Origin of the sequence: Gulosibacter molinativorax, from assembly GCF_003010915.2 — a bacterium.
In the GTDB taxonomy this organism is placed as follows: domain Bacteria; phylum Actinomycetota; class Actinomycetes; order Actinomycetales; family Microbacteriaceae; genus Gulosibacter; species Gulosibacter molinativorax.
Genome location: NZ_CP028426.1, coordinates 3,390,782 through 3,412,150, shown reverse-complemented (window position 1 = coordinate 3,412,150; position 21,369 = coordinate 3,390,782). Strand labels below are relative to the sequence as shown.

The 21,369-nt window shown below is 61.7% G+C and carries 20 protein-coding genes and 1 tRNA gene; 9 read left to right on the top strand and 12 right to left on the bottom strand.

Translation table 11 applies throughout. From position 1 onward, the window contains the following. Nucleotides 1-76: 76 nt before the first annotated feature. The 3 genes from GMOLON4_RS15835 to GMOLON4_RS15825 form a co-directional block, all read right to left on the bottom strand. A complete protein-coding gene (locus GMOLON4_RS15835; RefSeq protein ID WP_026937251.1) occupies nucleotides 77-1,471 on the bottom strand; it encodes a purine-cytosine permease family protein in 1,395 nt (464 codons plus the stop codon). A 349-nt stretch (nucleotides 1,472-1,820) separates the two neighbouring features. Then, nucleotides 1,821-3,809, bottom strand: coding sequence for a hydantoinase B/oxoprolinase family protein (locus tag GMOLON4_RS15830; protein WP_026937250.1), 1,989 nt, complete (start codon nucleotides 3,807-3,809; stop codon nucleotides 1,821-1,823). Next, on the bottom strand, nucleotides 3,809-5,848 hold the full coding sequence (locus GMOLON4_RS15825) for a hydantoinase/oxoprolinase family protein (protein ID WP_026937249.1): 2,040 nt from the start codon (nucleotides 5,846-5,848) through the stop codon (nucleotides 3,809-3,811). The genes GMOLON4_RS15830 and GMOLON4_RS15825 overlap by 1 nt, the downstream gene beginning before the upstream one ends. A gap of 220 nt (nucleotides 5,849-6,068) precedes the next feature. Here GMOLON4_RS15825 and GMOLON4_RS15820 point away from each other — a divergent pair, with 220 nt between their 5' ends. Next, the gene (locus tag GMOLON4_RS15820; protein WP_051267010.1) at nucleotides 6,069-7,283 is read left to right on the top strand and encodes a PucR family transcriptional regulator; all 1,215 of its coding nucleotides are present in this window, start codon (nucleotides 6,069-6,071) and stop codon (nucleotides 7,281-7,283) included. A gap of 44 nt (nucleotides 7,284-7,327) precedes the next feature. Here GMOLON4_RS15820 and GMOLON4_RS15815 read toward each other — a convergent pair whose 3' ends face one another. Continuing rightward, complete coding sequence (locus GMOLON4_RS15815; RefSeq protein ID WP_026937248.1) at nucleotides 7,328-7,648, bottom strand: hypothetical protein; 321 nt, start codon at nucleotides 7,646-7,648, stop codon at nucleotides 7,328-7,330. Here GMOLON4_RS15815 and GMOLON4_RS15810 point away from each other — a divergent pair. From GMOLON4_RS15810 to istA, 4 genes are all read left to right on the top strand, one after another. Further along, a complete protein-coding gene (locus GMOLON4_RS15810; protein ID WP_026937247.1) occupies nucleotides 7,647-7,937 on the top strand; it encodes a cupin domain-containing protein in 291 nt (96 codons plus the stop codon). The genes GMOLON4_RS15815 and GMOLON4_RS15810 overlap by 2 nt on opposite strands. Continuing rightward, on the top strand, nucleotides 7,934-8,389 hold the full coding sequence (locus GMOLON4_RS15805; protein WP_026937246.1) for a GNAT family N-acetyltransferase: 456 nt from the start codon (nucleotides 7,934-7,936) through the stop codon (nucleotides 8,387-8,389). Before GMOLON4_RS15810 ends, GMOLON4_RS15805 begins: the two co-directional genes overlap by 4 nt. A 343-nt stretch (nucleotides 8,390-8,732) precedes the next feature. Then, on the top strand, nucleotides 8,733-9,479 hold the full coding sequence (locus GMOLON4_RS15800; RefSeq protein WP_026937244.1) for an ATP-binding protein: 747 nt from the start codon (nucleotides 8,733-8,735) through the stop codon (nucleotides 9,477-9,479). A 492-nt stretch (nucleotides 9,480-9,971) separates the two neighbouring features. Then, nucleotides 9,972-11,522 (top strand): IS21 family transposase, encoded by a 1,551-nt coding sequence (istA, locus tag GMOLON4_RS15795; protein ID WP_322745124.1) that lies wholly within the window; start codon nucleotides 9,972-9,974, stop codon nucleotides 11,520-11,522. On the opposite strand, the gene GMOLON4_RS15790 is transcribed toward istA, so the two are convergent. After that, nucleotides 11,470-12,375 carry an IS3 family transposase gene (locus GMOLON4_RS15790; RefSeq protein WP_026935834.1) on the bottom strand — a complete coding sequence of 302 codons (906 nt, stop codon included), beginning with the start codon at nucleotides 12,373-12,375 and terminating at the stop codon, nucleotides 11,470-11,472. The two genes, istA and GMOLON4_RS15790, sit on opposite strands and share 53 nt — an antisense overlap. Continuing rightward, nucleotides 12,372-12,659: a transposase gene (locus tag GMOLON4_RS15785; protein WP_265576782.1), complete on the bottom strand. Its 288-nt coding sequence runs from the start codon at nucleotides 12,657-12,659 to the stop codon at nucleotides 12,372-12,374. Before GMOLON4_RS15785 ends, GMOLON4_RS15790 begins: the two co-directional genes overlap by 4 nt. A gap of 94 nt (nucleotides 12,660-12,753) precedes the next feature. Between GMOLON4_RS15785 and GMOLON4_RS15780 the strand changes: the two genes are divergently transcribed. Together GMOLON4_RS15780 and GMOLON4_RS15775 are read left to right on the top strand one after the other, a co-directional pair. Beyond that, on the top strand, nucleotides 12,754-12,897 hold the full coding sequence (locus tag GMOLON4_RS15780; protein ID WP_181244084.1) for a hypothetical protein: 144 nt from the start codon (nucleotides 12,754-12,756) through the stop codon (nucleotides 12,895-12,897). Nucleotides 12,898-13,150: 253 nt separating this feature from the next. After that, nucleotides 13,151-13,678: a hypothetical protein gene (locus GMOLON4_RS15775; RefSeq protein WP_169516443.1), complete on the top strand. Its 528-nt coding sequence runs from the start codon at nucleotides 13,151-13,153 to the stop codon at nucleotides 13,676-13,678. 358 nt (nucleotides 13,679-14,036) lie between these two features. On the opposite strand, the gene GMOLON4_RS15770 is transcribed toward GMOLON4_RS15775, so the two are convergent. Beyond that, a tRNA-Thr gene (locus GMOLON4_RS15770) sits at nucleotides 14,037-14,112 on the bottom strand. Between the two features lie 111 nt (nucleotides 14,113-14,223). On the opposite strand from GMOLON4_RS15770, the gene GMOLON4_RS15765 reads away from it, so the two are divergent. After that, complete coding sequence (locus GMOLON4_RS15765) at nucleotides 14,224-15,306, top strand: ABC transporter ATP-binding protein (RefSeq protein WP_026935837.1); 1,083 nt, start codon at nucleotides 14,224-14,226, stop codon at nucleotides 15,304-15,306. Nucleotides 15,307-15,422: 116 nt separating this feature from the next. Here GMOLON4_RS15765 and rlmB read toward each other — a convergent pair whose 3' ends face one another. The 4 genes from rlmB to GMOLON4_RS15745 form a co-directional block, all read right to left on the bottom strand. Next, the gene (rlmB, locus tag GMOLON4_RS15760; RefSeq protein WP_026935838.1) at nucleotides 15,423-16,406 is read right to left on the bottom strand and encodes a 23S rRNA (guanosine(2251)-2'-O)-methyltransferase RlmB; all 984 of its coding nucleotides are present in this window, start codon (nucleotides 16,404-16,406) and stop codon (nucleotides 15,423-15,425) included. A gap of 2 nt (nucleotides 16,407-16,408) precedes the next feature. Then, on the bottom strand, nucleotides 16,409-17,806 hold the full coding sequence (gene cysS / locus GMOLON4_RS15755; RefSeq protein WP_026935839.1) for a cysteine--tRNA ligase: 1,398 nt from the start codon (nucleotides 17,804-17,806) through the stop codon (nucleotides 16,409-16,411). Between the two features lie 71 nt (nucleotides 17,807-17,877). After that, the gene (gene ispD, locus GMOLON4_RS15750) at nucleotides 17,878-19,107 is read right to left on the bottom strand and encodes a 2-C-methyl-D-erythritol 4-phosphate cytidylyltransferase (protein WP_026935840.1); all 1,230 of its coding nucleotides are present in this window, start codon (nucleotides 19,105-19,107) and stop codon (nucleotides 17,878-17,880) included. A 129-nt stretch (nucleotides 19,108-19,236) separates the two neighbouring features. Further along, nucleotides 19,237-19,719, bottom strand: coding sequence for a CarD family transcriptional regulator (locus tag GMOLON4_RS15745; protein WP_026935841.1), 483 nt, complete (start codon nucleotides 19,717-19,719; stop codon nucleotides 19,237-19,239). A 197-nt stretch (nucleotides 19,720-19,916) separates the two neighbouring features. On the opposite strand from GMOLON4_RS15745, the gene GMOLON4_RS15740 reads away from it, so the two are divergent. Then, entirely contained in the window at nucleotides 19,917-20,525 is a 609-nt protein-coding gene (locus tag GMOLON4_RS15740) for a hypothetical protein (RefSeq protein WP_051266006.1), read from the top strand. A 135-nt stretch (nucleotides 20,526-20,660) separates the two neighbouring features. On the opposite strand, the gene GMOLON4_RS15735 is transcribed toward GMOLON4_RS15740, so the two are convergent. After that, nucleotides 20,661-21,344 carry a response regulator transcription factor gene (locus GMOLON4_RS15735; RefSeq protein ID WP_026935842.1) on the bottom strand — a complete coding sequence of 228 codons (684 nt, stop codon included), beginning with the start codon at nucleotides 21,342-21,344 and terminating at the stop codon, nucleotides 20,661-20,663. Nucleotides 21,345-21,369 lie beyond the last annotated feature (25 nt).

Sequence of the window (21,369 nt, the reverse complement as noted above, 5' to 3'; positions counted from 1 at the left end):
GATCGTTCTCGCGCGTGGCCGACAGCGAGCCCGAACATCAAAGCATGAAGCTCGGGCTCGCGGCAGGCGCACATTGCTATCGAGCATCCACCTTTACAAGGGCGGTCCGACTCACCGGGTTGGTCTTCCACAAAATCGCGTATACCACGGAAGAAGCAACAGCTGTAAGGATTGGACCCCAAGTCGATCCGATACCAGCAAGTTCGGGGTTTATAGCGCCGAGGATCATCATCACGAAACCGATCACGGTACCGACCAACCAAGCAATCAGTCCGTTGTTATTGAACGCGCGATAGTGTTCGTCGGCGATGGCCGCGTGCTCCTGGTTCTTGCCGCGGGCCAACAATATGTGGGTCAGTGCGATAGCGACCCAGGCCGTCACCAGCACACCCTGCCAAGCAAGCGCCAACAGGAGGTACTCCACAATCGGCAGAAGCATCAATAGGTAGATAATCACCGAAGAGATGAGAACCCACGCGATGTTGGGCATCTGGACTCGAAATACCCGTTCGCCAAAGGCCCGCAGGTTTGCAGCCGCAAGGTAATAGTTCGCCGTATTAATGCGAGTTTGCGACGCAATGATCACGATGAGCCCAAGGACACCCATGAGGCTCACGATGCCGCCAGCGAGACCGGTCTCGGTTACTTCGACGCCAGGAATCGTAAAGGTGAGAAAGATTCCCACGAATGCCGAGAAACCGTACGCGAGCACGTAGAAGAGCGGACCGAATGTGATGCGCTGGTGAAACTTCACGTCCTTCCGCTTGCCGAGCGCTGCGTAGTCCATTGTGAACATCATCATGATCCAGACGCCCATGTAGCCGGCGAACGTTGCCAGCCAGCCAGGCCCGCCTGCGGTAAAGGGCAATTCAACCTCGGGGGCGTGTGTCAGCCAGGCATCACTGAAGCCGTACACGGCTCCTGCCCAGATCACGGCTGCGATGAGCCCGAAGAAGTAGAGCGGCATCAGCCAGCCGTTGAGTTTATCAAGAAAACGACGAACACCACCGAGAATCAACGGGGTTGAGTAGATGACGACTATGAGGCTCCACATCCACATCTCGCCGCCGAAGGCCGCCATGAATGCGTAAGCGACGATGGATCCTTCAAACACCGCGTAGTAAATTGCCACCAGCGCGAATATGACGGTGGCAATCGAAGAACCCGCCGTGCCCAAGATAGTACGCGAGAATTGGGCAACAGTCGTTCGGTTTTCCAGCGCGTATTTCGAGAGGACTGCGTTGATTGCGCCGTAAGCGAGGATAGTCAGAATGATCCCGATAATTGCGTTAGCGGTGCCATATGCGCTCGCCATGGCTGCGCCAATGTAAACGAAGAAAAACGCACTCGCCACACCAGACCAGGCGAGGGCGAGAGACCCCCGCGACATCTGGTCTTCGTCGTTACCCTCCCGAGCTAAAGCGTCTGTTGCTTCAACGTCTGAATTACTGCCGGTGAGATTGAAACTCACTTTTCATACCTCCATTGGTATAGAAATCGACCTGCTTGGCCGCCAGCGCAAACTGCATTGCGCGGCTTTTCCCTTTGCAAGGTTCCGTTAATGCCGGGAGATCCGGCAAAACCTTGGGCGACGCGAAAAATGAGCGCGTCGAGTACTCATTTTTGTGACTTCAACCACTAATGCGTACTGTGCAATCGCCGGAATTTACACTGACATCTTTGTCATTTGCATAAACTCTGGGATCGAGGGCCTTCGGGATTCAGATGAACATCGGTCCCAAAGTTGGGGCCGAGGAATTGCACGCCGGCCGTGAGCTCGGACTTGACGCATGCCGTGCCCGAGCTCACGTGGATACCGACTACGACTTCCAGTGGCCAGCGGAGCGTCGCATCATTTGTTCGCGATGCTGGCGCGTGGTTTCCTCAAAGAGTTCTCCCGTTCCCCAGTCAAGGATCACACCGTAGCGCCGGATAACATCAAGAAGGTCAATCTCTCCTGACTGGTATTTCTCCGCCACTTCGCGCGGATCTACCAGTAGCCAGTCAGCGCGGCGCTCTCGGATCCAGTCACGCTTCGCACTAGTGGCCTGAACGTCAATCTTGTACTCGTCGAGGTCAGGATCGATTGAATGGATCACTACGCCGTAGTCCTCAGCGGCGCGCGCTACGGAGACATAGTCGTCAATCACATCCTCAAGCACTTCCTCAGGCGTGCGCTCAAGCGGATCACCGAGCCCGCCACCGCCCGCTGACGGGCGGAAGAAGGAATCACCTGGCTGAACGGGCACCGAAGAGAAGATTGAACCAAGGAATCGCTCCTCTTCGGTGTCGCGGTTCAACCAGACTCCGTGGGGTATCGAGGGCAGCCCACCTTCGATCCCCCAAGTGATTGATCGTGCGCGGTCGCAACAGTAGCTCATGACTGAAGAATCAGCATCGGTGAGTAGGCCACCCTTCTCGACACCACAGCCGCCTCGGTATCGGCCAGGGCCTCCAGAATCGGTGCCAATTTGGTGCATGGTGGTCAGCACCGGGGTCAGCCGTTCCTGCCCCTCGCAAGCTTGCACTGCAAGTCCGACACCGAATACGGGCGCAGTAGCACTCGACCCGTCCTTGGAGACTCTGCCGCCCCACCCACCGGCCATCCAGTCGTACCACATGAAGTACGGTGCGTCCGCGCCCCGGGCGTCTCGCCCGCCGACAAGCAGGTACTCAAGATTGAAGGCACAAGCCATTGCACGTTCGGGCATCACTTTCGACCAAATCTCGAAAATGCCATTCATGATCTTCTCGTAGGGGCCGGAGACCGTGCCGGTGACAGCAAGTGGCCAGCCCGCGTTAATCACCGTTCCCTCAGGACCGATCTCCGCAGTCACTGCCGCATAAAAACCAGAGTTAAGCGGCACATCGGGGAAGAACGTCTTCGTCCCCGCGTAGATCGCCGAGAACGTCGTACCATAGCCCGAGTTCAAGAACGCCTTAATCGCAGGCCCACCCTCAAGAGTGTAATGAATACCCTCACCGTCAAGTGTCATCTTGATATTAATCGGCACGAGGCCTTCTGGCGCACCGGGATCGAGGTCCAAGTAGTCCGTGGTCTCCCAAGTACCTTGGGGTAACCCTTTCAGCCGACGAAGCACCGTGCGCTCGACATAGTTCTGGGTCTCTTGCATAGCGTTCTCAACCGTGTCGGTGCCGTATCGCTCTGCAAGCCGAAGGATCTCGCGCTCACATACAGCGGTTGCCTCCGACTGGGCGTGGAGGTCTCCCATGGCTTGCTCGGGGGCTCTGGTATTGCCGACGAGCAGTTTCGCGATGTCCTGCAAGTAAACGCCCTTGGACCAGATGCGGATCGGAGTGATACGCAATCCCTCGCCAAAATGCTCGGTAGCTGCGACATTGAAAGATCCAGGTACAGGCCCGCCGATGTCGGCCCAGTGCCCCTTATTCTGGGCGTACGCAATAATCCTTCCCTCAGAGAAAATCGGGCGGATGAATGACACATCGTTAATGTGAGTGCCGCCCTTGTATGGGTCGTTTACCGCGAACACATCACCTGGGTGAATATCGTCGCCGAATTCCTCGATCACGGCCTTGCACTGAAAATGCAAGGTACCAACATGCACAGCGATGTCACCCGAGCCCTGCATGACGGTATTGCCCTGAGCATCGCACAAGGCCGACGAGAAATCACGTGAGTAGATGACGAATGAATAGCAGGTGCGCAGGATCTGCTCGCTCATGAGGTCAACGCTCGTCGCAAATGCGTTTTTCAGCACCTCAAACGTGACTGGGTCTAGGGACGTATGACGATCAACAGTGGTACTGGGAGTAAGTGTTACATTCATCAGTTAACCTCCTCGAGGTGGATGCGGATATTAAGCCATTCATCGATCTCCGCCCGAGTATGTGGCGGAACGACTGTGGTCGAGTCGAGCTGATTGATGATGGCCGGACCAACGAATGCCGTGCCCGCGGCCAGTGAGTCGCGGTCGTAAACCGGCGTGTCGAGCCATCCGTCGGCTCCAAAGTAAACGGGGCGTCGTGAATCTGGAACGCCAGGCGCCTGAGGCACGGGAACACTAGGTTTGAACGAGGGCTTCGGAATCTTGCCCACAGCGCTCAAGTGCAGCTGGTAGACCTCGACAGGCGCGTCATCCTGGCGAAATGCGAACTCCCGCTCATACTGCTCGTGGAACGTCTGCACGGCATCTTCTAGTGCTCCTGGGCCCGAACCGATCGAGACTTGCAGCGACCGCCACTGCCCCCGGTATCGCATCGAAATCTTTCGTTGCAAAATCCCATCCGAATCAGCGACACCTTCGTGGCGGAGCCTCGCCGAGGCTTCTGTCTCAAGTTCGACGAATACCTGCTCGATTGCTTCTTCGTCAGCATTCGAAGCCAGGCCTGTATACATTTGAGCGAAGTCATGCTGGATATCAACGAGTAGGCAACCCATCGCGGATGTGACGCCCGGGTTCGGAGGCACGACCACACTCGGGATACCCAATTCTCGAGCCACATCTGCTCCATGCAGGGCGCCAGCACCGCCGAATGCGAGAAGGGCGAAGTCTCGAGGGTCGTACCCCCGACGGATTGAGACGAGCCGCACCGCATCGGCCATGTTGGCGTTGGCAACCGAGATAATCGCTTGCGCTGCCTCTGCGGTCTCCATACCGAGTGGCCCAGCGATGACACTGTTGATTGCGTCTTCGGCACGTGTCTTATCGAGCTGTTTCACGCCCCCCGCAAGCGAGGTCCCGAGGCGTCCAAGGACGACGTTCGCATCGGTATTCGTTGGCTGCACACCGCCGGTGTCGTAGCAGGCCGGTCCAGGGTCAGCACCAGCGGACTGGGGCCCGTTGCGTAGCGATCCGGCGATGTCGATGTGGGCGAGCGATCCGCCACCGGCGCCGATCGTAAGCACCTCGATTGACGGGAAAATGATCGGGTGACCAAACTCGACCTCCCATGATTGTGTGACCCGGAGTTCTCCGTTGGCCACGAGCGAAATGTCAGTCGAAGTCCCTCCCATATCAAGACTGACGGCATTGTCATAACCGCATTGCTGTGCGATGTGCCTTGCCGAGATAGCACCAGCCGCGATGCCCGAGGCTGCGAGTCGTACCGGAAACTTCTCGACCAGACGCGGGGTCATTGAGCCACCACCCGAATGCAATAGGAGGAGGTCGCCTTGATATCCACCATCCCGCAATTGATCCGAGAGCCGGTTCACGTATCCAGAAACCAGTGGCGCGAGCACCGCGTTCGATACTGCTGTGTTGAACCTCGGGTACTCGAAGATCTCTGGGAGTACTTCCGCCGATGTTGAGACTGTAGCGTCGGGTATCACCTCTTCGAGGATCTCACGCATGCGTGTTTCGTGCGCTGCATTCGCATAAGAGTTGAGAAAGCACACCGCAATGGTCTTCACACCACGGCGTTTGATTAGATCCGCAAGCTTGCGCGCTTCCGCCTCATCTAGTGGAGTGACGGTATTCCCTGCGTAGTCAATACGCTCGGTCACTTCGAATCGGTCCCGACGGCGAATATAGGGTTCTGAGACATCGTTGTACGCGTCCCATAGGTCGTCCTTCGTTCCGTCACGGATCTCGAGTACATCGCGGAATCCACGTGTGGTCACGAGAGCCGCGGCCGGGAAGTTTCGGGTGATGAGGGCGTTCGTGGCCACCGTAGTGCCATGCGAGAACTGCGCGACTTCATTGAGATCAATCTCGCCGCGCTCGACTCCGTTCATCACTGCGATCATCGGATCGCTCGGTGTCGAGGGCACTTTAGTTACCCGCATTTGTTGCGTTGCATCGTCGAAAATGCACACGTCGGTGAACGTCCCGCCGACGTCCACTGCAACACGAATGTTGCTCATAAGTCCTCCAAAAAAATCGTCATTGAGCTTCGGAATGCATCCCAGACTCGGCGCTCCCATGGCTACGAGCAATAGAGATATCGAAGGTTTCCACGCTACGATTTGTAGTATCTACAACCGCGGGTCAGATTCAGGGAAGTTTTCCCTCTGTTCCCACAAAGTGCGAGCATTCTTCAACCACCTACCGGCACGCTACCGACTACCTGAACCTTGGATCACGATGACCGTCCCCCTGCCCCCCAGCGCAGAGTTCGAACGTCTCCGTTCTGCACTCGACATCACCCATTCGTTGATCTCTGCAATCTCCTCAACGGACCCGCTCCCAGCACTCGCTTCCCGCCTCAGCGTCCTTTGCCAGGGTTCTGCCACGATTTACAGCTCCGAAGGCGCCATCGTCGCAAGTTCCGGTGAGGCCCCGACACACCTAATCTGGCAGGAAGTCACGAACACCAATCTCAACGACCTCGAATTTGAAGTCGGCCGCTGGCACGTACTGACAAGGCGAGTCTCCCTCCAGGACAGCGTCCATGTAATCGCTATCTCGAGTCGTGGCCCTGAGACCCTGGCCCGCATTGGAGAACTGCTTCTCGATTCCTCCGAGCGCCTGTTGGGGGCGGTGCACGGAATTCGCTATGGGGCCAGTCAGCGCGACCGTCGCGACAACGAGCAACTCCTCGCCGCGCTCCACGACGGCATGGTCCCCGCGCGCGAACATCGATTCTGGGGCAGAATTTCCCAGTTCCGCTTTCCCGCATACGCGCCTGTTCGCTCGGTCGAGCTCGACCCGTTTGATACCAGTAGCGCTACGGAAGATCACATCTCAGAGCTTGTCGGACGAGCCCGAACCGAGAATCTCCCTCTGCTCGCAATGCTGCGCCGCGCCACGATTGATGCCCCGGCCACGGTCTCGGCGCTCATCTCCGATTCACCAGCTGGAGAGCAATGGCTGAAGCAAGCCGCTGAGTCCTTCCTCGTCGGTGTTTCCGAGCCAACAACCGCTCTCTCGCAAATTCCGCAAAGTGTTCGCGAGGCAGAAACCGCGCTCGATATTGCTCGCTCCTGGTCTGCCTCCAGTGATCCGCTAGTACGACCAGCCCCAGCGTTCATTGACCGTATCGATCTCTCAACCTGGCTCCTTTCTCAGGCCGACCGGCACCAACTCAAGGCCCGTATTGAACGCACACTCTCACCAATAGATTCACACCAAATTCGTGAGACGCTACTTGCTTATTTCGCCTCTGACCAAAGCATTTCTCGTACAGCCGAAGCTCTATTCGTCCACCCAAACACCGTGAGGTATCGCCTCGCCCGCGTCGAAGACTCAATTGGTGAACCCCTGGCTTCAGCATCCGCGACCGCCAACCTAATCCTCGCGCTCTACCCGGCACTCATTGGCAACGTCGTAACAAAGCCGGACGGGGAAGCGCCGACGTAGCCGCTTCAGCTTCCCGAGTTACAGAGGGCAATGTGAGCCAACCGCTAGTCGACAGCCGTGTTGCGGCGAGTTGCTGCCTTGCCACATTCCTCGCTGTCGACAATGGCCAGTGTTTTCGCGAGGTGTTGGCTGATCAGCCGCGTTAACCGCATGAGAAGGCGACAGGTGTCATTGAATTGGGTCTCCAGTACTGGACGAGTGTCGCAATTCATACGTTTTGTGCAATCCTCAGTCTGATGGCTCAGGGACAGGATTTCGCCGTCAGCCCAATGGGTCATGCTAATCATCCCCGCACCGTCCGATACAGTGAGCATCGTGTGAGCTGACTTTCCCTCAGCGGCACAGGAATGATCGAGGAGGATCATGAACGCTGGATCTCAGAGCGAGCTGCAATTCGAGAACGAACACTTTCGAGCAGTGAAATGGACGATCGAGCCCAATGGCGCTATACCCATGCACCGCCACGAGCACGCATACGTCGTCGTGCCGATGATAACGCAGCGCATGCATGTGGTGCAGGCTAATGGCAGCGAGCTTGTCAACGACCTAGTCGAGGGCCAAAGTTATACGAGACCCGCGGGCTCCGAACACCAAGTAGAAAATCGGAACTCCGACTCCGAAATCGTCTTCATCGAGATCGAGCGACTTACATGAGCCGATCAGTCGAGGTACGTTCGGTTGAGGCGAATGATCGAGACGCGTGGTCGATTCTCTACCGGGGGTATCGGGATTTCTACGGGAAACCACACGATCCCGCGGTGCTCGATATCGTGTGGTCATGGCTCTTGGATTCGCGTCACGAAACCCGCGGTCTTCTCGCAATTCGCAATGGTGAGCCTGTCGGGCTTGGTCACTATCGCACCTTTGCGCGCCCCATCGATGCCGCGCGTGGACTCTATCTTGATGATTTATTCACGGCACCCGAATCTAGAGGCAAAGGTGTAGCTGAAGTCATGCTGAAGCGCCTCGCTGAGATCGCCCGCGACGAACGCGCCACGCTCGTTCGCTGGATCACCGCAGCTGACAACGCGACGGCGAGGGGACTATACGAACGGGTGGCGCGCCAGACTCCTTGGGTAACGTACGACCTTGAGCCAGCAAACTGATTAGGAAAGGAACTCGGCATCTGACTTTCAGAACGGCATGTCAAGTAATTTCTTGATCAATTGTCTTGCGCTGATGAGCGAGCTGCGATCCTGTCGCACTGCTCACCCGTGCAGTGCTCGTTCACATCGAGGGTGAGCACAACGTCAGTGGGAAGAACACCGAGCCAGCATGGGGCCCGCTCACGTCACATGTGGCTCCCAAGCGCAAAATCAGCCAATCACTGAAGTGGCTCCCGTCCACACGATCGGTGGGCCCCAACCAGGCGAATATTCAGCAGCGGGAAGAGCCGGTGGAGCATGGCGGCTACGTGCGCGGTGCGACCTACTATTCGGGTGGTGCGAAGTGAGCGGTATCGATATTGAGACGAAGCGGAAGCTGCGGGAGATGGGCGCGGGCGCACTGTTGGAAGCGATCGAGGTGCAGGACGAGGACCTCACGTTCGGGATGACGTTCGAGCAACGACTCCAGCTCGTGGTCGACGAGGCGCACTCGGTGTTCAACCATGGCAAGGTCGAGGGGCTGATCCGGCGTGCCGGACTGCGCTATCCCGACGCGGACCTGCGCCGGATTGATCGGGTCGAGGAACGTGGCCTGGACCCGGCAGTGTTGGCGCAGCTGGCGACGTGTTCGTTTATCGATCGACAACAGAATATCGTGTTCCAAGGGTTCACGGGGTCGGGGAAATCGTTTCTGGGGTGCGCGCTGGCGAAGCAGGCCTGTCAGCATCGGATCCGTGCGCACTATATTCGGATGCCCGATCTGGAAGAGGCTTGGGCGTTGGCGAAGGACAAGCCGCAGGGCACGACGAAGTTCTTGAAGAAGTATGCGGCGTTCACGCTGTTGGTGATCGATGAATGGCTGCTTGATCACCCGGATGAGGCGATGCGCAGCATGCTGCTGGAATTACTCGAGCGCCGGTGCGGCAGTACGTCGACGGTGTTCTGTACGCAGTACCTGAAGAAGGACTGGCATCAACGGCTGGGCTCTGGGGTGCACGCCGACGCGATCATGGACCGGATCGTGCACAACACGATCTGGATTGATACAGGCACGCACAATATGCGTGAACATACCGCGATAGTTCAGTAAGGAATCGCCGGTGGGGGTCAGTGGCCCCGAGCGTCAACGGTCGCTGGCCCCCAACGGCAATATCGGTGGCCCCCGAAGGCAACACTGAGTGGTCCCCAAACCTACGAATATTCCATAGCACGTGTGGGTCGACCGGGCGTGTAATCTCGTCACTTCGTGGACACTGAAGCTCGGGACTTCGTAGACAATGAGTCTCACGACTTCGCATGTTATGTCTCATCGCTTCGTGGACACACGATGTCTCAACACTTTGTGGACAACAGCAGCGTATGTCTTGGGGCAGTGTTGAGCGCATTGTTAGCGGCCATGGAAAACTGCCCATAGGCGGCCAGGGAATTGCCCGCTGACGGCCAACCGGACTGCCCACTGGTGGCCACAAGATCTGCCCACTTCGAATAGTGAATCCCCGCGGTGACGTAATCGCGGGGAGCCCCTTCCCGGGTTGGATGGCGATGTTGAAGTCGCATCACTGTTACCCGGGAAGAGGCTCGTATGAAGTCTGACGGAGAAATTATGGAAATGCTTGCTGCATATGATCTGACGGGATCGTTGCGTGCTGCCGCCGAGTTGGCGGGCTGTTCGCATCACACCGTCGCGCACCACGTCGCCGCGAGGGACGCTGGCCGTCCCGTGGGCGCGGTCGAACCGCGAGAACGCGTGACTGATCCATTCCTGCCGAAGATCGAGGAATGGGTCGAGGCGTCCCAGGGCAAGATCCGCGCCGATAAGGCCCACGCGAAACTGGTCGCGCTTGGCTATGCGGGATCGGAACGCTCGACCCGGCGCGCGGTCGCTGAGGTTCGTGCCGCGTATCGCGCGGGCCGCGTACGGGTGCATCGGCCGTGGATCACGGAACCCGGCATGTGGTTGCAGTACGACTTCGGCGATGGGCCGGTGATCGACAAGGTGAAGACGGTCTTGTTCGTGGCGTGGCTGGCGTGGAGCCGGTTCCGGATCGTGATCGCGTTGCGGGATCGTACCGCGTCGTCGGTGTTCGCGGCGTTGGATCGGACGTTTCGGATTCTGGGTGGCGCGCCGACGTATGTGCTGACGGATAACGAGAAAACAGTGACGGTGTCGCATATCGCGGGCGTGCCGGTCCGGAACGTGCAGACGGTGGAGTTCGCGCGGCATTACGGGGTCACGGTGTTGACGTGTCAGCCCGCGGATCCCGCGTCCAAGGGCGGGGTGGAAGCATCGGTGAAACTCGCGAAGGCCGATATCGTGCCGAAGGACACGAACCTGCTGCCCGAGTACGCGTCGTTCGGTGAGGTCGAAGCGGCCTGTGACCGGTTCATGGCCGAGGTCAATCAGCGCGAGCATCGAGCCACGCGTAGGCGGCCGGTGGACATGCTTGGTGAGGAACAGGCGCGGTTGCATCGGGTTCCGGATCGGGCGCACACGGTCGCGTTCGGGGTATCGCGCCGGGTGCCAGCGAACACGCCGATGATCACGTTCGAGAATGGTCAATACTCGGTGCCCGCGGGGTTACTGGGTGCGGAGGTGTTCGTCCGCAGCCATGGTGCCGGCGAGGGCGAGCAGGTCATCGTGGTGCATGTCAGTGACCGGGGACCTGTGGAAGTCGCTCGGCATGAGCGGGCCACGCCGGGCAGCCCGCGGGTTGATGATGCGCATTTCCCTGACCAGCCACAGAAAACGCCGGGTGACTACACGGTTCGGCCGCGTACTGCGGCTGAGGTCGAGTTCCTCGGGATCGGCGCGGGCGCGGAGGCGTGGCTGTTGGAAGCCGCCGCGGTGGGCACCTCCCGGATGCGGCAGAAGATGGCCGAGGCTGTGGCCCTCGCGAAGATCAGTGGGGTGGCCAGGGTTGATGAGGCGCTTGGCGAGGCGGCCACGTATGGCCGGTTCGCGACCGGGGATTTGGTGTCGTTTCTGGAGGCGGGTGTTTCTGGTCCCGCGCGGCGGGCAGACGAGTCGACCTCGCTGGTGTCAAGCCCCGGGTTTGGTAGAGAGTTCTTTTCTTGGTTTTCTATGCGGCAAGCACCATTGGTTGGTGCTGTGCGTGGACTTCGTTCGGGGTGAGGTAGTCGATGCTGGAGTGGAGGCGGCGCTGGTTGTACCAGCCCACCCATTCTGAAGTCGCTGCCATGACGTCGATCAGGCCTGACCATTGCTGCCGGTCGATGAGTTCGGCCTTGAACACCGAGTTTAGGGCCTCGGCCATCGCGTTATCGTAGGAATCACCTTTCGATCCCACGGACGCGACCACGTCATTTTCCGCGAGGGTTTCGGCGTAGCGAATCGCACGATAATGCACTCCGCGATCGCTGTGATGGGTGAGGCCGGTCACGGATTCTCCGGCACGTAACCGCGCCGCTAACGCCATGTGCAGCGCGTCCGCAGCCAACGATGCTCGTAGGTGGTTCGTGACTTGCCAGCCCACGATCTCGCGGGTGCACACGTCCAAGACGAATGCGGCGTAGACCCAGCCCGCGATCGTCTGAACATACGTAATGCCGGCGACCCAGAGGGTATTCGGCTCGGTCGCGGTGAACTCCCGTTCCACCAGAACTGTCGGGCACGCCTCCGGATCAGCAGACTTCGTCGCCGGCCGTTTGCTGCGGCGTTGTATTCCTCGGATTCCCATCTCGCGCATCAGTCGTTCCACGGTGCAGCGCGCGACGGGCTCCATGCCGGGTTCGCGGTTGATCGCGTGCCAGAGCTTGCGGGCGCCGTAGCAGGAATAGTTCTCTTCCCAGATCCGCTGCAGGTTCACTTTCAATCGCGCGTCACGCTGTTTGCGGGCACTATCGGGGCGTTGTTTGAACGCGTAGTAGGAGCTGGCGGCAATACGCGCGGGCGTGGCCTGAAGCGCGCGGACGATTGGCTCGACACCATATTCCGGGCGGTGTTCGTCGATGAAGCGGACGATCACTTCGAAGGGCGGCCTGGCTCCGCTGCGAAAAAAGCTGAAGCCTTCTTCAGGATCTCGTTCGCGCGTTTGGTTTCTGCAAGCTCTGCCCGAAGCCTGCGGTTCTCGGCAGCGAGGTCCACGGTATCGGCTGGGGTACCGCCGCTGGCGCGTTTATGAGCACCGACCCATCCGCGCAGGGTCTCACTGTTGAGGCCGAGTTCTTCCGCGATGCGGCGCACCGCGCCCGGCGAGGTCGCGGGATCGGATTGGGCGTGAAGGACGAGTTCGACCGCGCGGGCTTTCAGTCCGTCGGAGTATTTCGTGGGTATGAGAGAGAGTTCCTCGTTTTCCTGTTTCCTACTCTCTATTTAACCCGGGGCGATCCACGGCGAGCCAGTCGTGTGGATTGACGATCAACTCGAACTCTCCCCTGGCACCCGCGCCGCAGCTGAAGCGGCCGGGGTCCTCACACTGTCACCGCACCCCGGGGAAGGGCTCACCGCCGCAGATATGGCCGCGCTCGCAGAGATTGCGCGAGGCTAACGACGTGCCGATTTACAGCATGCACCACAGCGAGGATGGGTTCTCGCTCACCCTTAGCCGGTCCGAGCCCGTAGACCCCGGCCGTGTGACCCTCAGGCAAGATGATCCCGAATTCCCTCACATGCGCACCACTCCAGCCAGCCTCGCCCGGCTGCACACATGGAGCTTACGGGACCCTGGGTTCGAGCTCGTGCATGACGGCCCATCCGCGGCGCATGTGTTGCCGGTAGTGCTCCACAATGGCACCAAGGGCGTGACTGACACGCACCGCGATTGGACGCGATCCTGCATCCCGGACCCGCAAGTTTGGGCGCCGGTAGACCTCGCGATGCGGCGGGTCGAGGCGGAGCTTGGCGAGGGTGACGCGCTCGATGCGCTGATCCGGGCCGTGGCCGTCACGCTCGCGCAATCGCCGCCCGGCTGGCATGGTGCGAGCAAAAATATCGCGGTATTCGCGATCGCCGCCGCACTGGTGGACGCCGGGCATGAGCGGCCCGGCGAATGGCTCACGGATGCCTCCGAGCTTCGGCGCGAGATTGCGCGGACGCTTGCGCGTATCTGCAGCGGAGACCGCGAGGCGATCGCGACGCACGGCGACTCTGCGTGTGCCGTGCTTGGCCGGCTTGCGGCAGCCCGTGAACGCATCGAGGCGGAGCGACTGCCGGGGTGGGAAGACGCGGCGGCGGAGAATTGGCAGGAGGCGGAACGGCTGACCGAGGCGCGCCAGGCCGTGGTAGATGCAGTGATTGCCCTCGACCGGGGCGGGGAATCGCCCCGGTGAGGTTCCCGATTCGCGCTTAGGATCGCTCCCACAGCACAAAACGCCCGCGGAATCCCAAAATGGGGTTTCGTGGGCGTTTTTCTCGCGCGCCTGAGCCGCAGCGGAGGCTTAGGGTCCCTCCCACAGCACGGCTGCTCGCGCGACGCCTGCGGTTCGTCCCGTTGCGATGCGCTCGGCGGGGTGTCTGCGTCAGACTGCCGCGCATAGCGAGAGTGTGGGATTTCGGGGCGGGGTTCTGGGGGTGAAATCCCGCCCCGGAATCCCACACCAACGAAATCCTGAAATCCCACTGGAATCCCAGTGCGGAAAAACAGAAGGTTTGCATTTTCGTGAATGCGCCTATGACCAGGTGTTTTCTTGGAGCCGCCTATCGGGTTCGAACCGATGACCTTCTGTTTACAAGACAGATGCTCTACCAGCTGAGCTAAGGCGGCGCGACGACCATCCTACGGGCAAACCCCGACCGAGTTCCAATCCGTCGGGCATCGATTCCCGGCCCGTGGCGCGGCAAGCGCCAGCCTGGCCGCGGACTACGATGGAACACCATGGCTGCAGTGACCTTCCGAGGCGTGACCCGTCGTTTCCACGGCGCAACGCGCAATGCCGTCGACCACTTCGATCTCGAAATCGGTGATGGCGAGTTCCTCGTCCTCGTGGGGCCCTCGGGATGCGGCAAGACGACGACGCTGCGGATGCTCGCGGGGCTCGAGCCCGTGGACGAAGGCCAGATCCTCATCGGCGAGCGGGACGTCACCAACGTGCCCTCGAAGGATCGTGACATGGCGATGGTGTTCCAGAGCTACGGGCTCTACCCTCACATGACGGTGGAGCAGAACATTGGCTTCCCGCTGCGAACGAGCGGCGTGCCGAAGCGCGAGCGCGCCGCGAAGGTGCGCGAGGCGGTCGACCTCCTCGACCTGCGCGAGCTCCTGCACCGCCGTCCGGGTGAGCTCTCTGGAGGGCAGCGGCAGCGCGTCGCGATGGGCCGCGCGATCGTGCGCGAGCCCGAGGTGTTCCTCATGGACGAGCCGCTCTCGAACCTCGATGCGAAACTGCGTGTCCAGACCCGCACCCAGATCGCATCCCTGCAGAATCGCTTGGGTGTGACAACCGTCTACGTCACACACGATCAGACCGAGGCGATGACGATGGGCGACCGGATCGCCGTACTCAACCACGGCAAGCTGCAGCAAGTCGGGGCGCCGCAGGAGCTTTACGACGCGCCCGCGAACGAGTTTGTCGCGAGCTTCATTGGCTCACCCGCGATGACGATCTGGTCGACCCGTCTCGACGCCGGGATGCTCGACCTGGGCGATGCGAAGGTGCCGGTTCCCGAGTCGGTCGCGTCACTCGCGGGCGAACGCGAGGTTCGCGTTGGGCTGCGGGCCGAGGATTTCTCGATCGCCAAGAACGGCGAGCCGGGTCTGCGGATGCACGTCGACCTCGTCGAGGAGCTCGGCAGCGACGGCTACCTCTACGGGCGCGCGCCGATCGCGGGCCAAGAGCTGCAGCTCACGGTTCGCGTCGACGGACGGCATCACGCGCAGATCGGCGATACCGTCACGGTGCGCGCCGACACCCAGCGTCTGCACGCCTTCGACCCCGCTACCGGCGACCGCCTCAGCTAGTGCCTCGTTTCGATCCTTGAGTGCGGTGCGAAGCACCGTGTATCGAAAGGATCGAAAAGAGGCACGAGGCCTTTCGATACGCGCCTTCGGCGCTACTCAAGGTCCGGTTTCTAGGGCTAGCTCGCGTCGGCCTCGGCGCGGAGCTTAGAGACCTCGTAGAGCGTGACCGACGCGGCGATTCCAGCGTTGAGCGACTCGGTTGCCGAGTCGATCGGGATCGACACGATCGCGTCGCAGTGCTCAGCGACCAGGCGAGACAACCCCTTTCCCTCCGACCCAACGACCACCAGCAGCGGCGAGGTCGCGAGTTCGAGCCCGGGAAGCGACACGTCGCCGTCGCCGTCGAGCCCGATCACGAACACCCCCGCATCCTTGAATGCCTTGACGGTGTTGGTGAGGTTGGTCGCCAGCGCGACCGGCAGGCGTGCGGCGGCGCCCGCCGAAGTCTTCCACGCGGATGCGGTCATCCCAGCCGCGCGACGCTGCGGCACGATCACGCCGTGGCCGCCAAACGCGGCAACCGAGCGCACGATCGCGCCGAGGTTGCGCGGGTCGGTGATGCCGTCGAGCGCCACGAACAGGGGCACCTGTGCGCGCGAAATCGTCTTCTCGAGCAGCTCGATCGGGTCAGCGTATTCGTAGGCCGGGACCTTGAGCGCGATGCCCTGGTGCACCGCGTCGAACGGCACCATGCGGTCGAGCTCCTGGCGCGTCACCTCGAGCATCGGGATGTTCCGCTTCGCGGCCAGCTGGATGATCTCGCGCATCCGATCGTCGAGGTCGGCGCCCTGGGCGACATAGACCGTCGTCGCGGGGATGCCGGCACGCAGCGCCTCGAGCGCCGAGTTCCGGCCGGTGACGAGCTCGACATCGCTGATCTGCGAGGGTCGGCGCGACGGGGAGCGGCGCTGCGGCGCCGGCTTCCCGGCGGCGTCGGCTGCGGCTGCCGCGCGGCGACGACGATCCTTGGCCCAGTGCCGATCGGCCGCCTTCGGGGTCGGCCCCTTGCCCTCAAGCGCCTTGCGCCCGTGGCCGCCAGTGCCCTTAAGCGCGCCCTTCTTCTTGCGGTTGCCCGAGGGGCGCTTTCCACCAGTACTCATACTCATACACTCCAGTGCGACCCCTGCGGGGTATCTTCAATCGAAATTCCCGCTGCGGCCAGTGCGTCGCGGATGCGGTCGGCGGCTTCCCAATCGCGAGCTGCTCGTGCGGCGGCTCGCTGTTCGAGGAGTCCGGTGATGAGGGAATCCAGGGCGGGTTCGAGCGCCGAATCGCTCGCGGAAGAATCTGCCCATTCATCGGCCTGCGGGTCTACCCCAAGGATACCGAGCATTCCGCGAACCGACGAGGCGATCTCCCCGACCACAGTCGCATCCGCCGCCTCGAGCGCCTGGTTTCCGGCGGTGACGCTCTCGTGCACGACCGCGAGCGCTTGCGGCACGCCGAAGTCGTCGCGCATCGCGGCAACGAACGCATCGGGCAATTCGACCGCCGGGCTCGCCGGCTCCCCGACCAGCCGAGCGGCGCGCTCGAGGAAGTTCTCAATGCGCTCGAAGGCCGCGGCCGACTCGGCGTAGGCCTCATCGCTCAGCTCGATCGTCGAGCGGTAGTGCGCCGAGCCGAAGAGGTAGCGCACCACAATCGCGCGCCGGTTCTCGAGCAGCTCCCCCGCCGAGACGACGTTGCCGATTGATTTCGACATTTTCGTGCCGCCGAGCGAGACCAGGCCGTTGTGCAGCCAGTGGCGAGCAAATGCATCCCCCGCCGCGCGCGATTGCGCGAGTTCGTTCTCGTGGTGCGGGAATCGAAGATCGCGGCCGCCACCGTGGATATCGAACTCGGTGCCGAGGTATTTCGTCGACATCGCCGAGCACTCGATGTGCCAGCCCGGGCGACCCGGGCCCCACGGCGAATCCCACGCCGCCGATTCGGGCTCGACCGTTTTCTTGCCCTTCCACAGCGCGAAGTCCTGCGCCGATCGCTTCGCGCGCGGGGCGCCGTCCTCGGCCGCAACCATGTCTCTCGGCTGCTGATGGGTCAGCTCGCCGTAGTCGGCCCAGGATGCGGTGTCGAAGTACACGCCATCGTCGGCCACATAAGCATGGCCCCGGTCAATGAGCCGGGCGATGATCGCCTGCATCTCGGGGATCGCACCGGTCGCGCGAGGCTCATAGGTCGGCGGCTGGATGCGCAGGGTCGCGTAAGCCGCGTTGAACTCGCGTTCGATGCGATACGCGAGCGCCCACCATGGCTCGTGCTCGGTGGCGTTCGCGAGCGTCTTGTCGTCGATGTCGGTCACATTGCGAACGAGCGTGACCCGGTACCCCTCGTGAGTGAACCAGCGGCGGATCTGGTCATAGACGAGCGCGGAACGAAGATGCCCCACGTGAGGTGAGGATTGCACGGTCGGCCCGCACACGTACATGGAGATCTCACCAGCACGGAGCGGGGTGAAATCGACGTTCGTCTGCTGGCGAGTGTCGTAGAGGCGCTGAGTCACGCGTCTCATTCTAGGGTCGTGCGCGGCGCAGGTGCTGATCCCTCGCTACTTCTTCCCGAGAGCCGCCGCCCTCAAATTGCGGTGGCGGGCACCGCGACCAGCGCCGTCGCGACCGCGAACACGCCCTCGTTCGCGTCGCCGGTGAATCCGAGCCCGTCCGAGGTCGTCGCCGAGACGGAGACGGGGGCACCGAGCGCCTCGCTGAGCACCTCGCCCGCTTCGAGAGCGCGATCGCCGAACCGCGGACGTCGACACACCACCTGCACGCTCACGTTCTGCACAGTGCAGCCGCGGTCGGCGAGCAACTGCCGCGTCCCGCGCAGGAACTCGGCGCCGTGGGCATTCCGATAGCGCGGGTCCGCGGTACCGAACACCGAGCCGATGCTGCCGAGCCCCGCGGCGCCGAGCAGGGCATCCACGATCGCGTGGCTCGCCGCATCGCCGTCGCTGTGCCCCGACAGGCCCCGCTCTCCCGGGAAGTGAATTCCCGCGAGCCAGCACGGGGAGATCTCGTCGAAGGCGTGGACGTCGGTGCCCACACCCACGCGCAGCTCGTGCTGGCGCGGCGCTGGATCTGCGCATAAGGCACGGCGCGCGATGAGTCGCTCGGCCGCCGCCAGGTCCTCCAGCGTCGTGATCTTGAACGCATCCGGATCCCCCGCGATGACCTCGACCACGCCGCCGCCCGCCGCGAACGTCCCCGCATCGTCGGTCGCCTCACCCGCCCCGCTGTCGTATGCCCGCACGAGACCGGCGAACGGGAACCCCTGGGGCGTTTGCATCGCACGAAGCGCCTCGCGGTCGACGGTGTCGAGGACATATGCGGATGCATCCACCCGCTTGATGGTGTCGACCACTGGCAGCCCGGGGACCACACCGTGCCCGGTTGCGCGCACGGCCCCCGCGACGCGAGTGAATTGCTCGGGCGGGGTGAGCGCGCGGGCCGCGTCATGCACGAGCACGACGTCGCACGCCGCCGGCAGCGCCCCGAGACCGGCACGGACCGAGGCGTGGCGGCTCGCCCCGCCGTCCACTACGGTCGCGCCGACGAGCCGTTCCCCGAATATCCACAGCTCGTGATCGAGCGCATCCTCGGCAATTGCGCGCCGTTCGTCGTCGCCCGGTGGGCCGACGATCACCACGGCGACCCGTCCAGGAAGATCAACAAGCCCGCGCAATGCGTGGGTCAGTATCGACGCCCCCGCGACTGGCACGAAGGCCTTCGGAATCCCCATCCCGAGTCTGGTGCCGGAACCTGCCGCCACGATGACCACCCCGGTGCAGGGTACGCGCTCACTCATGACGGCAAGCTTGGCACACGTGGCGCGCGCCAAGGCCCTGACCTGCCCTGGGAAACGACGAAGCCCGTCCCCGTCGCGCAGGGCGACATTGGGACGGGCTTCGAGGGTGGATCGATCCGGCTTGCGTGACTAAGACGCGAGAACCTGATCGAGGTGTTCGTTGGCAGCGTCTTCGCTGGTTTCTTCCGCGAGCGCGAGCTCCGAGACGAGCACCTGGCGGGCCTTCGAGAGCATCCGCTTCTCGCCGGCCGAGAGGCCCTTGTCCTGGTCACGACGCCACAGGTCGCGGACGACTTCCGACACCTTGATGACGTCACCCGACGCGAGCTTCTCCATGTTGGACTTGTAACGGCGCGACCAGTTGGTCGGCTCTTCGGTGATCGGCGCACGTAGCACGTCGAATACCTCTTCGAGGCCCTTCTCATCAATAACGTCGCGTACACCGACGAGTTCGACGTTGTCAGCCGGAACTTCAATGGTGAGGTCGCCCTGAGCCACGTTGAGCTTCAGGTACATTTTCTCTTCGCCCCGAATCACCCGGGTCTTGACCTCTTCGATCGTTGCCGCACCGTGGTGTGGGTAAACGACGGTCTCTCCGACCTCAAGCTTCATAAATAGTTCCCCTCACTTACGCAGATTTGTCTATTTTAGCACGGATCAGTGCTAGGATTTCGCGCCGCTCGAGAATCGCTCCGCGAAATCGGCCCGATGTGCGAATGCAACGAATGCAATCGGCTAGGCTTGACCCAGGTTTGTAACCGCGAATTGTTTTCACAGGCAATTCGCACCGTGACCAGGAGGCCCCTGCAGTGAAGATCCGCGCCGTTGCCGCAGCCGCGATTGCCCTCGCCATCGGCGTTGGGCTGACTGGTTGCAACATGATTAGCCCCCAGCGCACCGAGTTGAAGTACGACGCGAGCGACGGCATCAGCGCTGACCTCGGCGGCGTCAGCGTGCAGAACGCCATGCTCTTCACCACCGACGAAGCATCGGACGCCAACCTGGTCTTCACAGCGGTGAACCGCAGCACCGAGGACGCCACCGTCACCGCACAGGTCGGCTCCTCGACCGTGGAGAACCCGATCAGCGCCAACATGGACAAGAACGTCCTCAAGGTTGGCTACGGCGATGCGGGCCCCGAACTCGTCTCCGGCACTGAGTTCGTCAGCGGTACGACCGTCGCAGTGACGTTCTCGTCGACCTACACCGACTCCGAAGGCGCGTCGCAGACGGCCGAGGAAGTCGTGATGGTTCCCGTCCTCGGCTCTGACCAGCAGGACGGTGTGCTCGAGGAGTACGCAACCCTGATGCCTGAGCCCGCCCCCGCGGAGAACGCAACCGAAACTCCGGTCGCAACGCCGGATGCCGGTGTCGACGAAGGTACTGTCGAGGGCGACCCCGCACAGCCAGCGGAATAGGTTTAGTAAGCAGGCGGGCGGGCTTCCAATTGGATGTCCGCCCGCTTTCGTTTCCGCACACCCGGTTCTCCTGACCGAACTCAAGGTGTGCATCCGGTGCCAGCGCCTGAAACGCGCCAGCACCGGCGGATCCGGCTAACCCTCGAAGCGGTACCCGAGCCCGCGTACGGTCACGAGCAGCTTCGGCGATGACGGCGCGACCTCGATGCGCGAGCGGATGCGCTTAATGTGCACGTCGAGGGTCTTCGTGTCCCCGTAGTAGTCCGGTCCCCAGACCCGATCGATGAGCTGCCCGCGCGTGAGCACGCGGCCCGAGTTGCGCATCAGAAACTCGAGCAGTTCGAATTCCTTCAGCGGCATCTGGGTGAGCTGGCCACGGACCACTACGGTGTGCCGGTCGACATCCATCCGGATGTCATTTACCTCGACGATGCCGTCGTCCTCGTCTTCTTCGACCTGTTCGGCCCGACGAAGCACCGCCCGGATGCGCGCCAACAGTTCCCGGGTCGAATAGGGCTTGGTGACGTAATCGTCCGCCCCAAGTTCAAGCCCGACAATGATGTCGACCTCCGAGTCCTTCGCCGTCAGCATGATGATCGGCACGGCCGAGATCGCGCGGATTCGTTTGCAGACCTCGGTGCCCGGCATACCCGGAAGCATCAGGTCGAGGAGGATCAAATCAGCGCCGTCGCGTTCAAATAGCTCAACCGCGTCGTTGCCATTTTCCGCAACCGCAGTCTCGTACCCTTCACGGTTCAGGAGGAAGGCCAGTGGTTCGTGGAGCGAGGACTCATCCTCAACAATCAAGATTCGGGTCACCATTCCATTGTGCATACGAACGGCT

What these genes read in the sequence shown, in the direction of transcription:
- istA (WP_322745124.1), top strand. Translation starts at nt 9,972, where the DNA reads ATGAAGTCTGACGGAGAAATTATGGAAATGCTTGCTGCATATGATCTG.
- GMOLON4_RS15745 (WP_026935841.1), bottom strand. Translation starts at nt 19,719, where the DNA reads ATGAAGCTTGAGGTCGGAGAGACCGTCGTTTACCCACACCACGGTGCG.
- GMOLON4_RS15825 (WP_026937249.1), bottom strand. Translation starts at nt 5,848, where the DNA reads ATGAGCAACATTCGTGTTGCAGTGGACGTCGGCGGGACGTTCACCGAC.
- GMOLON4_RS15820 (WP_051267010.1), top strand. Translation starts at nt 6,069, where the DNA reads ATGACCGTCCCCCTGCCCCCCAGCGCAGAGTTCGAACGTCTCCGTTCT.
- ispD (WP_026935840.1), bottom strand. Translation starts at nt 19,107, where the DNA reads ATGAGTGAGCGCGTACCCTGCACCGGGGTGGTCATCGTGGCGGCAGGT.
- GMOLON4_RS15765 (WP_026935837.1), top strand. Translation starts at nt 14,224, where the DNA reads ATGGCTGCAGTGACCTTCCGAGGCGTGACCCGTCGTTTCCACGGCGCA.
- GMOLON4_RS15805 (WP_026937246.1), top strand. Translation starts at nt 7,934, where the DNA reads ATGAGCCGATCAGTCGAGGTACGTTCGGTTGAGGCGAATGATCGAGAC.
- GMOLON4_RS15815 (WP_026937248.1), bottom strand. Translation starts at nt 7,648, where the DNA reads ATGATCCTCCTCGATCATTCCTGTGCCGCTGAGGGAAAGTCAGCTCAC.
- GMOLON4_RS15830 (WP_026937250.1), bottom strand. Translation starts at nt 3,809, where the DNA reads ATGAATGTAACACTTACTCCCAGTACCACTGTTGATCGTCATACGTCC.
- rlmB (WP_026935838.1), bottom strand. Translation starts at nt 16,406, where the DNA reads ATGAGTACTGGTGGAAAGCGCCCCTCGGGCAACCGCAAGAAGAAGGGC.
- GMOLON4_RS15810 (WP_026937247.1), top strand. Translation starts at nt 7,647, where the DNA reads ATGAACGCTGGATCTCAGAGCGAGCTGCAATTCGAGAACGAACACTTT.